The organism is Corallococcus sp. bb12-1 (assembly GCF_026626765.1).
Classification (GTDB): Bacteria; Myxococcota; Myxococcia; order Myxococcales; family Myxococcaceae; genus Corallococcus; species Corallococcus terminator.
This window is the reverse complement of sequence record NZ_JAPNJZ010000001.1, coordinates 574914-588929: the sequence shown is the minus strand read 5'-3', so window position 1 is coordinate 588929 and position 14016 is coordinate 574914. Positions and strand designations below refer to the sequence as shown.

The window sequence follows — 14016 nt, the reverse complement described above, 5'->3', positions numbered from 1 at the left end:
GAAGCCCCTGCCCACCCGCCCCCTGTGCCAGCGGAGTGTTATGGACTTTGTAGTCCATATCTAAGAATGGTGGACCGGGCGGTCAATAACTTTTAATTTATCCCCATGGCCCGGCCACGAACGTTCGACGAAGCCCAGGTGCTGCGCGCGGTGCGCGACCAGTTCTGGAACAAGGGTTACGCGGCGACCTCCATGGATGACCTGATGCGGGCCACGGGGCTGGGCAAGGGCAGCCTCTACGGGGCCTTCGGCGACAAGCATCAGCTCTTCCTGCGCATCTTCGACAGCTACTGCACGAACTCCATGGAGTCGATGCGGCAGGCGTTGGAGGGCCCGGACGCCGGAGCCCTGGAGCGCCTGCGGCACTACATGCTGGGGGCGGCCACGGCGTCCGCGGGGCCGAGCCGCCGGGGGTGCCTGCTGGCGCGGGGCACCGCGGAGCTGGCTTCGGAGGGCGCGACGGACGTGACGGCCCGGGCGCTCCAGGCCTTCCATGACATGGAGGAGCGGTTCACGGACTGCCTCGCGAAGGCGCAGCGCCACGGCGACGTGGCCGCCAGCGCGGACCCCCGGAAGCTGGCGGCGATGCTGCTCGCGGTGTTCCGGGGGCTGGAGGCCCTGGGCAAGGCCGGCATGGACGAAGCGTCCCTGCGCGGCATGGTGGAGACCGCGTTCGACGGGCTGCCCGTCAGCGCCCGGCGGCGTCGGTAGGTTGCGCCGTCCCCCTCTTCCCGCGACGTGCCGCTTCGGGCTAGGCACGGGCCCAGGCCGGACGCACGGTCACTCACCGGGATGGGGCAACGCATGCGGAAGGCACACGCGGTCGCGCTGTCGATGGCGGCGCTGATGTTGGGACAGACGGGCTGCTATCGGACCCACATCACCACGAACCTGCGACCCGAACAGGGGCCCCACCATGAGGACCGGCAATGGTTCACGGCGGCGGGACTGGTGCCCCTGTCCAAGCCGCCCGGCAGCGAGTGCCAGAACGGCGTGGCCTGGGCGCAGAGCCGGGTGACCCCCCTGGACTTCTTCATCCAGGCGGGCCTCGTGGCCGCGGGCGCCCTGGTTGGCGGGGCGGTGTGCTCCGGAAGCAACGTCTCGGACGACGAGGCCAACAGTTGCGTGGGGTATGGCGTGATGCTGCCCCTGCTGCTCGTGGGCACGCGCACGGTGGCCTATGCCTGTGCCGCGGAAGACCAGAGCGGGCTTCCGACCCCGGGCATGCCGCTGGAGGCCCCGGGCCGCGCGCCCGACGACTCGGACATCCCGGTCCAGGTGCCTTCCACCCCGACCCCGCTTCCGCCGTCCGGCTCGGTGCCGGAGACGAACCCCGGACTCTGAAGCCACCCGTCGGAGCCACGGCGCGGAAAGCAGGTGGCTCCGCGCCGTGCTCCAGGGTGTCTGTCTATTCGCCGCGCCGCTTCGCGCGGCCCCGCTGGGCGCCGTCCTGCGTCTGCTTGCGCTGGGTGCGCTTGTTCTCCCGCTGCGCGGCGGCGTCCACCTGACGGGCGGTGGAGGACTGCTCGCGCAGGAGCTTCTCGAAGTTGGCGCGCCGCTCCTCGGGGAGCGTGCCGGCCTGCACCGCCGCTGTCACCGCGCACCCTGGTTCGTTCCGGTGTCCGCAGTCGTTGAAGCGGCAGCCCTCGGCCAGCGCGAAGACATCCGCGAAGGCCTGGGCCAGGGACACCTTCTCGTCCTCGCCCCACAGCCCCAATTCGCGCATGCCGGGCCCGTCGATGACGAGCCCGCCGTGGTCCAGCACGAACAGCTCGCGGTGCGTGGTGGTGTGCCGGCCCTTGTCGTCCTCCGCCCGCACGGGCTGGGTGACGAGGCGCGCGGCGTCCAGCAGGCGGTTGGCGAGCGTGGACTTGCCCACGCCCGACGAGCCCAGCAGCACGCCCGTCTTCGCGGCCGGAATCCGGGCGCGCACCTCCTCGATGCCCAGGTCCTCCTTCGCGCTCACCGCGAGCACGTCCACGCCGGGGGCCAGGGCCTGCACCTCCAGGACGCGCGCGGCGGCATCCGCCGCGAGGTCCGCCTTGCTCAGGAGGACGACGGGCGTGGCGCCGCTGTTCCAGGCCAGGGTGAGGGCCCGTTCGATGCGGCGCGGGTTGAAGTTGCCATCCAGGCCCACCACCAGGAACACCACGTCCACATTGGCGGCGATGAGCTGCCCATCGTGTTCGCTGCCCGCCTCGCGTCGCTTGAGGACGCTGCGGCGGGGCAGTACGGCCTGCATCAGCGCCTCGCCGTCACCGGACGACGGCGGTTGCAGGAGCACCCAGTCGCCAATGGTGGGCAGCGCTTCGGCGGACTCGGCCTGGTGGAGGAGCCGCCCGGCGGCGCGGGCGAGCAGGGCCCGGCTGGAAGTCTGGACGGTGAGCAGGCCCCGGTGCTGGCGCACGACGCGGCCGGGGACGAGGGAGACGGCGGAAGTGGACTGCGAAGCGGACAGCGCGAGGTCGAAATCGGGACCCCAGCCGAGGGATTCAAGTGACACGAAGGAGACTCCGGGCAGAGCGGTGCCTGGGCAATCCGGATGGCTCCGGGACGCCTGGCGGACAGGGGGCTCGCGCTGCGGCGGAAGGTGCTTCGAACCGGCTCAGCTGACGAGCGCCCGCGAGAGGAGGGCAGGGACCGCGACGGCGACAAGTGGCAGGTTCATCTGGGAAGCCTCCTGGTGGTGCGCGGGAGCCGGCGTCCATCGCCGGACCGGGACGGGACCCTATCAACACCGGTCGGCCGTTGGCGACCCCCTCCTCCAGGGCCTGCTTTTTCCCCCTTGCACCTCACGCGACGTGAGGTTGTACCCATCACATCCAGTCATGAAAGCGGCACGGTGACTGGAAAGGGGTGAGGCATGCAGCACACGGAACTGAAGGTCGGGGAACTGGCCCGGCGCACGGGGCTGTCCATCCGCGCGCTGCACCACTACGACGAGATTGGCTTGCTCAAACCCTCGGCGCACACGGCGTCGGGGCACCGGCTCTACACGGCGGCGGACATCGCCCGCCTGAGTCACATCCTGTCGCTCAAGCAGCTCGGGTTCTCGTTGGAGGAGATCGCCGGGACGCTGGGCCGGGCGGACTTCTCCGCCCTGCGCGTGGTGGAGCTGCGGCTCCAACGGGCGCGCGAGCAGTTGGCGGAGCAACGTCAGCTCTGCGAGCGCCTGGATGCCATCGCACGACAGTTGCGCGCGGCGGAGCCCGTCTCCGCCGACGACTTCCTCCACACCATCGAGGCCATGACCCTGTTCGAAAAGCACTACACCCCGGAGCAGTTGAAGGAATTGGAAGCCCGCCGCCAGTCCCTGGGCGAAGACGCCATCAAGGAGGTGGAGGCCGAGTGGCCCCGCCTCATCGCTCGCATGCAGGAGGAGATGGCCAAGGGCACCGACCCCGCCGCCGAACCGGTGCGCACGCTGGCCACGCGCTGGCGTGAGCTGGTCCGCGCCTTCACGGGCGGCAACCCCGGCATCGAGAAGTCGCTCAACACGCTGCACCAGCAGGAGCCCCAGGTGGCGCAGCGCCAGGGCCGCGACCCCAAGTTGATGGAGTACGTGGGCCGGGCGATGGCGGCGCTGGATGCGCCGAAGTAAAGACAGACACGACGGCGGCCGTCAGCGAAGTGCTGGCGGCCGCGCGTGTCATGCAGGGCTTGAGAGGGCAGGCTAGTTGCCGCCGAGCGTGCCATTGGAGCCGCCGGTGCCGGTGCCGCCCACGCCACCCATGGTGCCACCCGAACCGCTGGTGCCGGTGCCGCCCACGCCGCCGGTCGTGCCACTGGTGCCGGTGCCGCCCGTGCCGGTGCCGCCCGGCGAGATGACGGTGCTGTCGCTACCCTCGGTGCCGGGAGCGGTGGCGCCCGTGGTGCCGGTGCCCGTGCCGCCCGTGGTGCCGGTGCTGTTCGTCCCACTGCCGCCAATGGTGCCCGTGCCGCCGTAGGTGCCCGTGCCGCCGTAGGTGCCCGTGCTCGTCCCGGTCGAAGGTGACGTGTACGAGCCCGTGCCGGTGGAGGGCGCGGTGCTGCCCGTGCCGTAGGTGTCCGCGCTGGAGCCGGTGCCCGTAGGCGAGCCCGTGCCGATGCCGCTGGTCCCGGTGCCGCCCGTGCCGGAGGTGCTCCCCCCCGTGGTGCCAGTGCCGGTGGTGCCCGGAATCGGGTTCACGCCGGTCCCTGAACCGCCGGTGCCGGTCGCGGTGTTGCCGGTCTGCACGCCCGTGGAGTTGTTGGTGCCCGGCGTGTACGTGCCGGTGGAGCCCGCCGTGCCCGTCTGGCCCGTGGTGGTCATCTCCGGCGAGGTGCCGGAGGAGCCTGGGGTCGTCCCGGGGCTCGACCCGTCGCCTACCTGCTGGGCGAGCGCGCTGGTGGAGAGCAAAAAGCTGAAAGCCAAAGCCGCGGTGGTGATGGAGCGTCGCATGTCTGGAATCCTTTCCCCGTCCCTTGAGGGATAAAGGTGTGTGCTTCACCCGACACCGCAACCCAGGGAGAGAAGACGGCACATGGCAGGTCGCCAGCCTGCACGACGCCCGTGAGGCGAAAGGGGAGGAGCCAGGGGGTTGCGCACGCCTCCTCGGCGGTCTTCAGCGCGGGCAGGGATGCGCGTCGAAGTCCGCGAGGCGCACGACGACGGGCTCGCTCCGGGCCGCGGCTTCCTCGGCGTGCGTCACGGCGCCCGCTTCGCGCAATCGTTGGATCAGCCGATCCCTGCGCGGTTGGAGCCGGTCGATGAAACACTCCGGATGTGCCCGCTGCGTCCCGCCCAGGCCCGCTATCGAGGTGAGCAGTGCCGCCTCCGCGAACGTGATGCCCGCGGTCTCCTTCGCCAGGTATCGCCGCGCCCCCTCGGACACGCCGATGACGTCATGTCCCAGCTTCACGTGCCGCGCCTGGAAGGCCAGCAGCTCTTCCGCGCTCCAGTGACGCGTCAGCCAGATGCCCAGCGCCAGCCGCTGGGGCCACTTCAAGTGGAGCGGCTCGCCCGTGGAAGAAGGGTGGGCCTCCCAGGAGTCCGCGACCGCGCTCGCCAGACTCCAGCCCGAACGCATGGGCGGCGGCGAGCCGGACACGAGGGGCCGTGACACCGTCGCCACAACGGTCCAGGGCCACACCGGCTCCACCGTCAGGGTAGCGCCGGGTTCGAACAGGCTCCACCACGTCCGGGCGAGCTTCGCGGGAAGCCTGTCGGTGGCTTCCGGCGGTGTAGGCAGTTCCGGCAGCCGGTGGAGTTCCAGACGGTAGAACCCCTCCATCGCGGCCAGGAGCCCCACGCCCACGAGGCCCAGGCCCCACAACCCGAGGCCGAGGAGCCGCATCCGTTGACGCCAACGCGCGCGGAATCGCATGCCGGGCCTCGGTTGCAGGACACAGGCCAGGGTCCCTGCCACGCTCTCGGTGTCCAGCAGGCGGGCTTCCGCGACATGGGCGTCCTTCCTCGTCGAGTCTTCACGCCGGTTCTGTGCTGTCCTCCGGCCCGGAAGGGAGCGTGCGTGGGCGGACGGGATGGGCATGGGGTGGCGGGTCGCAAGGGCGCACGGCTGCCACGCAGCGTGAGCGTCCTCGCCTGGCCCCTCACGCTCGTCGTCGCCGCGGGCCTGGGGCTGTTGCTCTACGTCGCCACCACCAGCCTGCCGTACCTCATCGCCTCTCCCGCTGGAGACGCGCACCTGGGCGTGCTCAACGACTGTCTGTCGCGGCAGCTCGCCGGGGCGACGCGCCTGGGCTGGGCCGTGGCGCCGGATGCTTCACGCGCGGCGGTGTTCGGCCCTCGCGTCGTCGCCGTCTGTGGCGAGAAGGGCAAACACTCGCGGCTGGAGTTTCCCGGTGCCACCGCGCTCGCCTTCGATGGGGAGCGGACGCTGTGGGTCGCCGAGGGAGGCCATCTGCTGCGGGAGCGCGACGGGCTGCTCCAGCAGGTGGGGGACATCACTCCGCCCGAGGAGCTCGTTGGCCACGCGGGTGGGGTGATCGCGCTGGATGCCGCCGGGCAGCTCGTCTCCGTGGCCCCGGATGGCAAGGTGCTGGGGCAGGCGCAGGTGCCAGGAGCCGGAGGCCGGCTCTCCGTGGGGCCCGGCGGCGTGCTGGCGGCGGTGGAGTGGGGCGGAGGGGTCCTCGTCTATGAGGCCCGCACGCTCGCGCTCGTGCGCGCGGAGGCCCCGTGCGCGGTGGAGTTCCTCTGGTGGCTGGACACCCCGGATCAGGTCCTGCTGCGCTGTGGGGCGACCGAGCAAGCGCCACCCCCCGCCGCGCTCCGCTTCGATGTCCGCTCCGGAGCCCGTCAGGAAGTGCCCGACCGCACCCGCGCGCCTGCCCGGCGACTCTCGGGGCGGGCACTGTACGTCCAGGGGTGTGACGGCTTTCCCTGCACCGCCACACCGCCCTGAAGCTGTTATGGGAAGGCTCCCGTCCGGGGCTTCCGGGGATGCAGTGACCTGGGGTCAGTCTCGTCGTTCAGTGCCCGACAAAAGGGTGCTGGTGACCCAGGCTTTGCATTCGACAAGTCCGCGAACTCCCTGGAGATTCATGGGTTCGCAGGTCGTTTTTGCAGCTCCCGCCGCAACGCTTCCGCCGATCAGGGGTTTCATTCGTGGACGACACCAAGGTTTCCAGCTCCTCCGCTCCCCGCAAGCGCCCCAACGGGCGCAAGACGCAGGCAGCCGCAGCAGCCCAGGAGGGCGCGTCACCCGGGACCCGGCCGCCTGGCAACATGGCGGCCAACCGGTTGAGCACCGCGAACGCCTCCCAATCCGCCGAGCCAGCCACCTCCCGGCGAGCCCCCGCCCGGGGACGCAACGGCAACGGCCGGAACGCCTCCGAGGACACCACTCGCGCGGGCGGCCCTCCGCCGCTCCAGCAACTGCTGGCGGCGCTCCGGGCCGTGCAGGGCGGTGACTTCTCCGTGCGGCTGCCGTCGGGAGCGCAGGACCTGGTGATGGATGAGATCGCCCGCGCGTTCAACGCGGTGGTGACTCTCAACTCCACGCTCACCCACGAAATCGTCCGCGTGGAGCGCGTCGTCGGCCGCGAGGGCCGCATGGGCGAGCGCGTGACGCTGGGTGACGTGCGCGGCGACTGGGCCACCAGCGTGCAGTCCATCAACGCGCTCATCGGCGACCTGGTACAGCCCACCACGGAAGTCGCCCGAGTGCTGGTGGCGGTGGCCGAAGGCGACCTCACCCAGAAGATGGCGCTGGAGATCGACGGCCAGCCGGTGAAGGGCGAGTTCCTGCGCATCGGCACCACCGTGAACGCGATGGTGGATCAGCTCAACAGCTTCGCCGCCGAAGTGACGCGCGTCGCGAAGGAAGTCGGCACGGAAGGCAAGCTGGGCGGTCAGGCCGCCGTGTCGGGTGTGTCCGGCGTGTGGAAGGACCTCACGGACAACGTGAACGTCCTCGCCGGCAACCTCACCGCGCAGGTGCGAAACATCGCGGAGGTGACGACGGCCGTCGCGCGCGGAGACCTGTCGCGCAAGATCACCGTGGATGTGAAGGGCGAGGTGCTGGAGCTCAAGAGCACCATCAACACGATGGTGGATCAGCTCAACAGCTTCGCCTCCGAAGTGACGCGCGTCGCCCGCGAGGTGGGCACCGAAGGAAAGCTGGGCGGTCAGGCCGCCGTGTCGGGCGTGTCCGGCACGTGGAAGGACCTCACGGACAACGTGAACTTCATGGCGTCCAACCTCACGACGCAGGTGCGCGGCATCGTGAAGGTCGTGACGTCGGTGGCCAACGGCGACCTCACCCAGAAGCTGATGGTGCCGTCGCAGGGCGAAATCGCCGCGCTGGGCGCCACGCTCAACAACATGACGGACACGCTCAACGTGTTCGCGCAGCAGGTGACCAGCGTCGCGCGCACGGTGGGCGTGGAGGGCAAGCTGGGCGCCCAGGCCCAGGTGCCCGGCGCCGCGGGGACGTGGAAGGACCTCACGGACAACGTGAACCTGATGGCGTCCAACCTCACCAGCCAGGTGCGAAACATCGCGGAGGTCTCCACCGCCGTCGCCAATGGCGACCTGTCGCGCAAAATCACGGTGGACGTGAAGGGCGAGGTGCTGGAGCTCAAGAGCACGCTCAACACGATGGTGGACCAGCTCCGAGCGTTCGCCTCCGAAGTCACGCGCGTCGCGAAGGAAGTGGGTACGGACGGCAAGCTGGGTGGTCAGGCCGCGGTGCCCGGAGTCGCCGGCACGTGGAAGGACCTCACGGACAACGTGAACAGCATGGCGTCCAACCTCACCACCCAGGTGCGAAACATCGCGCTGGTGACGACGGCGGTGGCCACGGGTGACCTGTCCAAGAAGATCACCGTGGATGCGCGCGGTGAGATTCTCGAACTGAAGAACACCATCAATACGATGGTGGATCAGCTCAACAGCTTCGCCTCCGAAGTGACCCGCGTCGCGCGCGAGGTCGGTACGCACGGCAAGCTGGGCGGTCAGGCCGACGTGAAGGGCGTGTCCGGTACGTGGAAGGACCTCACGGACAACGTGAACTTCATGGCCTCCAACCTCACCACCCAGGTGCGAGGCATCGCCAAGGTCGTGACGGCGGTCGCCAACGGCGACCTCACCCAGCGCCTGAAGATGGAGGCGAAGGGCGAGGTGGCGGAGCTCGCGGACACCATCAACGCGATGACGCAGACGCTCTCCATCTTCGCGCAGCAGGTGACGGACGTAGCGCGCACGGTGGGCGTGGAAGGAAAGCTGGGCGCCCAGGCCGTGGTGCCCGGCGTCGCTGGCACGTGGAAGGACCTCACCAACAACGTGAACCTGTTGGCGAACAACCTCACCGACCAAGTCCGTAACATCGCGGAGGTGACGACGGCCGTCGCGAAGGGCGACCTGTCGCGGAAGATCACCGTCGATGCGAAGGGCGAGGTGCTGGAGCTCAAGAGCACCATCAACACGATGGTGGACCAGCTCCGCGCGTTCGCCGCCGAAGTGACGCGCGTCGCGAAGGAAGTGGGCACGGACGGCAAGCTGGGCGGTCAGGCCGACGTGAAGGGCGTGTCCGGCGTGTGGAAGGACCTCACGGACAACGTGAACAGCATGGCCTTCAACCTCACCACCCAGGTGCGAGGCATCGTCAAGGTCGTGACGGCGGTGGCCGACGGCGACCTGTCCCAGAAGCTGGTGATGGAGGCGAAGGGTGAAATCGCCGCGCTCGCCGACACCATCAACGCGATGACGCAGACGTTGTCCGTCTTCGCGCAGCAGGTGACGGACGTGGCGCGCACGGTGGGCGTGGAAGGCAAGCTGGGCGCCCAGGCGGAAGTGCCCGGCGTCGCCGGCACGTGGAAGGACCTCACCAACAACGTGAACCTGCTGGCCAACAACCTCACGGCCCAGGTGCGAAACATCGCGGAGGTGACGACGGCCGTCGCCAACGGCGACCTGTCGAAGAAGATCACCGTCGACGCGAAGGGCGAGGTGCTGGAGCTCAAGAGCACCATCAACACGATGGTGGACCAGCTCCGCGCGTTCGCCGCCGAAGTGACGCGCGTCGCGAAGGAAGTCGGTACGGAAGGCAAGCTGGGCGGTCAGGCCGACGTGAAGGGCGTGTCCGGCGTGTGGAAGGACCTCACGGACAACGTGAACGTCCTCGCCGGCAACCTGACAGACCAGGTGCGCAACATCGCCAAGGTGACGACGGCGGTCGCGAACGGCGACCTGTCCCAGAAGATCACCGTGAGCGTGAAGGGCGAGGTGCTGGAGCTGAAGAACACCATCAACACGATGGTGGACCAGCTCCGCGCGTTCGCCTCCGAAGTCACGCGCGTCGGCAAGGAAGTCGGTACGGAAGGCAAGCTGGGTGGACAGGCCGCGGTGCCCGGCGTCGCGGGCGTGTGGAAGGACCTCACCGACAACGTGAACGTCCTCGCCGCGAACCTCACCGACCAGGTGCGAAACATCGCCAAGGTGACGACGGCGGTGGCCTACGGCGACCTGTCGCAGAAGATCTCCGTCGAGGCGAAGGGCGAAATCCTGGAGCTGAAGAGCACCATCAACACGATGGTGGACCAGCTCCGCGCGTTCGCCTCTGAAGTCACGCGCGTCGCGAAGGAAGTGGGTACGGACGGCAAGCTGGGCGGTCAGGCCGCGGTGCCCGGGGTCGCCGGCACGTGGAAGGACCTCACGGACAACGTGAACAGCATGGCCTCCAACCTCACCAGCCAGGTGCGAAACATCGCGCTGGTGACGACGGCGGTCGCGAACGGTGACCTGTCCAAGAAGATCACCGTCGACGCGAAGGGCGAAATCCTGGAGCTGAAGAACACCATCAACACGATGGTGGATCAGCTCAACAGCTTCGCCTCGGAAGTGACCCGCGTCGCCCGCGAAGTGGGCGCCGAAGGAAAGCTGGGCGGTCAGGCGGAAGTGAAGGGTGTGTCCGGTACGTGGAAGGACCTCACGGACAACGTGAACTTCATGGCCCGCAACCTGACGACGCAGGTGCGCGGCATCGTGAAGGTCGTGACGGCGGTCGCCAACGGCGACCTCAAGCAGAAGCTGGTGGTGGACGCGAAGGGCGAAGTGGCCGCGCTCGCGGAGACCATCAACAACATGACCGACACGCTGGGCATCTTCGCGGAGCAGGTGTCCTCCGTGGCCCGCGAGGTGGGCGTGGAAGGGAAGCTGGGCGGCCAGGCCCGCGTGCCCGGTGTCGCAGGCACGTGGAAGGACCTCACGGACAACGTGAACTTCATGGCCTCCAACCTCACCACGCAGGTGCGCGGCATCGTGCGCGTGGTGACGGCGGTCGCGAACGGTGACCTGACCCAGAAGCTCATCGTGGACGCGAAGGGCGAGGTGGCGGCGCTCGCGGACACCATCAACAACATGACCGACACGCTGGGCACCTTCGCGGAGCAGGTCTCCACGGTGGCCCGCGAGGTGGGTATCGAAGGAAAGCTGGGCGGCCAGGCCCGTGTGCCCGGTGCGCGCGGCACGTGGCGGCAGTTGACCGACAACGTGAACCAGCTGGCCGGCACGCTGACCAGCCAGCTGCGCGCCATCTCCGACGTGGCCACCGCCGTGACGAAGGGCGACCTGACCCGCAGCATCACGGTCGTCGCCGAGGGCGAGGTCGCGGCGCTGAAGGACAACATCAACCAGATGATCGTCAACCTGCGTGAGACGACGCAGAAGAACCAGGAACAGGACTGGCTCAAGACGAACCTGGCGAAGTTCAGCGGCATGATGCAGGGACAGAAGTCCCTGGATGCCGTCAGCCGCCTCATCATGAGCGAGCTGACGCCCCTGGTGTCCGCGCACCACGGCGCCTTCTTCCTCTCCGATGCCGAGGGCGGCGTGCCGGCCCTCAAGCTCACCAGCACCTACGCGTACCGGGAGCGCAAGCACCTGGCGAACCGCTTCCGGCTGGGCGAGGGACTGGTCGGCCAGTGCGCGCTGGAGAAGAAGACCATCCTCCTGACGCGCGTACCGTCGGACTACATCACCATCGCGTCGGGGCTGGGTGAGGCCGCGCCGCTCAACATCATCGTCCTGCCCGTGCTCTTCGAGGGCGAGGTGAAGGCCGTCATCGAGCTGGCGTCCTTTCACCCGTTCAGCGCCATCCACCAGATCTTCCTGGATCAGCTGACGGAGACCATCGGCGTCGTGCTGAACATGATCATGGCGAACATGCGCACGGAGACCCTGCTCTCCGAGTCGCAGCGCCTGACGCAGGAACTCCAGAGCCAGTCGCGCGAACTCACCCAGCAGCAGGACGAACTCAAGCGCACCAACATCGAGCTGGAGGACAAGGCGAAGGAGCTGGCGGACCAGAACACCCGCGTGGAGGAGAAGAACCGCGAGGTGGAGCTGGCGCGCGTCAGCCTGGAGGAGAAGGCGGAGCAGCTCACCATCATCTCCAAGTACAAGAGCGAGTTCCTGGCCAACATGAGCCACGAACTGCGCACGCCGCTCAACTCGCTGCTCATCCTCGCGAAGCTGCTGTCGGACAACAAGGACGGCAACCTGTCCAACAAGCAGGTGGAGTACGCCAACACCATCTACGCGTCTGGCGGGGACCTGCTCAGCCTCATCAACGAGATCCTCGACCTGTCCAAGGTGGAGGCGGGCAAGATGCAGGTGGAGCCCCGGGACATCGTCCTCACGGAGCTCAACCAGTTCATCGAGCGCAGCTTCCGTCCCGTGGCGGACCAGAAGGGCCTCTCCTTCAACGTGGAGGTGCTGTCGGGCACGCCGCGCCACGTGCGCACGGACCCGCAGCGGTTGCAGCAGGTGCTCAAGAACCTGCTGTCCAACGCCTTCAAGTTCACCGACGAGGGCGGCGTGAAGCTCACGGTGCGCCTGGCGGAGAAGTCCATGCGCTTCGACCACGAGGCGCTGCGCCGTTCGCGCCACGTGCTCGCCTTCGCGGTGAAGGACAGCGGCATCGGCATCGCCAAGGACAAGCAGCGCATCATCTTCGAAGCGTTCCAGCAGGCGGACGGCTCCACCGCGCGCAAGTACGGCGGCACGGGCCTGGGCCTGTCCATCAGCCGTGAAATCGCGAAGCTGCTGGGCGGCGAAATCCGACTGGAGAGCGAACCCGGCAAGGGCAGCACGTTCACCCTCTACCTGCCGCCGGAGTACCAGGGCGCGGACGAGGATGGCACCGCGCAGGGCTCCGACCCGGCGGTGCGCGCGCTGGGCTCCGTGACGGATCCGCTCGTCGTCATCCCGGCCCCGCTCGCGCCGCCTCCTCCTCAGCAACAGACGGTGGCGGAGAAGGAAGGGCACGTGCTGGACGCCGCGCTGCCCCCGCAGGTGGAGAGCCCGCACGCCCCCGTCGTCGTGGAGGATGACCGCGAGCACATCCGCGAGGGCGACCGCACCCTGCTCATCATCGAGGACGACCTGAAGTTCGCCCGCATCATGGTGCAGATGGCGCGCGAGAAGGGCTTCAAGGCCCTGGTCGCCACGCGCGGCGACAGCGGCCTCGCGATGGCGCACGAGTACCAGCCGGACGCCATCACCCTGGACATCCAGCTGCCCGTGGTGGACGGCTGGAGCGTGTTGGATCGCCTCAAGCGCAACCCGCGCACGCGCCACATCCCCGTCCACATCATCAGCGTGATGGACAAGCACCTGGGCAACACGCAGGGCGCGTTCGGCTACCTCACGAAGCCCGTGAGCAAGGAGGGCCTGGAGCGCGTCTTCGGTCAGCTCTCCCGCTTCCTGGAGCGCCGCGAGCGGCGGCTGCTGGTCATCGAGGACGACGACGTGCAGCGCAACAGCCTCACCCAGCTGCTCAGCGACGGCGGCGACGTGCAGGTCACCGCGGTGGCCACGGGCCAGGAGGCACTCCAGAAGCTGGAGGAGAACGAGTACGACTGCCTCGTCATCGACCTGCTGCTGCCCGACATGGACGGCATCAAGCTGGTGGAGGAGGTCAAGACGCAGCAGCGCTTCCGCGACCTGCCCATCGTCGTCTACACCGGCCGCGAGCTGACGCCGAAGGACGAGGCCCGCCTGCGCCGCTACACCGGCAGTGTCATCCTGAAGAGCGGCGCGAAGAGCCCCGACCAGCTGCTCAGCGACACGGCGTTGTTCCTGCACCGCCTGGACGAGAATCTTCCGGCGCGCGCGCGTGCGGCCCTGGCGCAGCGCAACGACCAGGACGCCCCGCTGTCCGGCAAGAAGGTGCTGCTGGTGGATGACGACATGCGCAACATCTTCGCGCTCACCAGCGTGCTGGAAAATCACAGCATGCAGGTGGTCTTCGCGGAGAACGGGCGGGCCGCCATCGAAATGCTGGGCCATCACCCGGACGTGGACGTCGTGTTGATGGACGTGATGATGCCGGAGATGGACGGCTACGAGACCATGCGTGCCATCCGCAAGGACCCCAAGTACGCGAGCCTCCCCATCATCGCCGTGACGGCCAAGGCGCTGAAGGACGACCGCGAGAAGTGCATGGCGGCTGGCGCGAGCGACTACCTGCCCAAGCCGGTGGACACCGACAAGCTGCTCGAACTCGTCCGCCTGTGGGTGAGTGCTTGAAACTC

The 14016-nt window shown here is 68.7% G+C and carries 8 protein-coding genes; 5 read left to right on the top strand and 3 right to left on the bottom strand.

Annotated features, from left to right (window positions below; genetic code table 11):
• Window positions 1-105 precede the first annotated feature (105 nt).
• Both OV208_RS02410 and OV208_RS02405 read left to right on the top strand, forming a co-directional pair.
• Window positions 106-711: a TetR/AcrR family transcriptional regulator gene (locus tag OV208_RS02410; RefSeq protein ID WP_267572152.1), complete on the top strand. Its 606-nt coding sequence runs from the start codon at window positions 106-108 to the stop codon at window positions 709-711.
• 93 nt (window positions 712-804) lie between these two features.
• The gene (locus tag OV208_RS02405; protein ID WP_267572151.1) at window positions 805-1344 is read left to right on the top strand and encodes a hypothetical protein; all 540 of its coding nucleotides are present in this window, start codon (window positions 805-807) and stop codon (window positions 1342-1344) included.
• A 64-nt stretch (window positions 1345-1408) separates the two neighbouring features.
• Here the strand turns inward: OV208_RS02405 and rsgA are convergent, their stop codons facing one another.
• Window positions 1409-2503 carry a ribosome small subunit-dependent GTPase A gene (rsgA, locus tag OV208_RS02400; protein WP_267572150.1) on the bottom strand — a complete coding sequence of 365 codons (1095 nt, stop codon included), beginning with the start codon at window positions 2501-2503 and terminating at the stop codon, window positions 1409-1411.
• Window positions 2504-2863: 360 nt separating this feature from the next.
• Between rsgA and OV208_RS02395 the strand changes: the two genes are divergently transcribed.
• Window positions 2864-3601 carry a MerR family transcriptional regulator gene (locus OV208_RS02395; protein WP_267572149.1) on the top strand — a complete coding sequence of 246 codons (738 nt, stop codon included), beginning with the start codon at window positions 2864-2866 and terminating at the stop codon, window positions 3599-3601.
• A 72-nt stretch (window positions 3602-3673) separates the two neighbouring features.
• Here OV208_RS02395 and OV208_RS02390 read toward each other — a convergent pair whose 3' ends face one another.
• Window positions 3674-4420, bottom strand: a complete 747-nt coding sequence (locus tag OV208_RS02390; protein ID WP_267572148.1) for a hypothetical protein — start codon at window positions 4418-4420, stop codon at window positions 3674-3676.
• A gap of 163 nt (window positions 4421-4583) precedes the next feature.
• The gene (locus OV208_RS02385; protein ID WP_267572147.1) at window positions 4584-5315 is read right to left on the bottom strand and encodes a transglycosylase domain-containing protein; all 732 of its coding nucleotides are present in this window, start codon (window positions 5313-5315) and stop codon (window positions 4584-4586) included.
• A gap of 198 nt (window positions 5316-5513) precedes the next feature.
• Here OV208_RS02385 and OV208_RS02380 point away from each other — a divergent pair, with 198 nt between their 5' ends.
• Both OV208_RS02380 and OV208_RS02375 read left to right on the top strand, forming a co-directional pair.
• Window positions 5514-6383, top strand: coding sequence for a hypothetical protein (locus OV208_RS02380; protein WP_267572146.1), 870 nt, complete (start codon window positions 5514-5516; stop codon window positions 6381-6383).
• Window positions 6384-6586: 203 nt separating this feature from the next.
• Complete coding sequence (locus tag OV208_RS02375; protein ID WP_267572145.1) at window positions 6587-14011, top strand: HAMP domain-containing protein; 7425 nt, start codon at window positions 6587-6589, stop codon at window positions 14009-14011.
• The last annotated feature ends 5 nt before the right edge of the window (window positions 14012-14016 follow it).

What these genes read in the sequence shown, in the direction of transcription:
- OV208_RS02410 (WP_267572152.1), top strand. Translation starts at nt 106, where the DNA reads ATGGCCCGGCCACGAACGTTCGACGAAGCCCAGGTGCTGCGCGCGGTG.
- OV208_RS02405 (WP_267572151.1), top strand. Translation starts at nt 805, where the DNA reads ATGCGGAAGGCACACGCGGTCGCGCTGTCGATGGCGGCGCTGATGTTG.
- OV208_RS02395 (WP_267572149.1), top strand. Translation starts at nt 2,864, where the DNA reads ATGCAGCACACGGAACTGAAGGTCGGGGAACTGGCCCGGCGCACGGGG.
- OV208_RS02385 (WP_267572147.1), bottom strand. Translation starts at nt 5,315, where the DNA reads ATGCGGCTCCTCGGCCTCGGGTTGTGGGGCCTGGGCCTCGTGGGCGTG.
- OV208_RS02390 (WP_267572148.1), bottom strand. Translation starts at nt 4,420, where the DNA reads ATGCGACGCTCCATCACCACCGCGGCTTTGGCTTTCAGCTTTTTGCTC.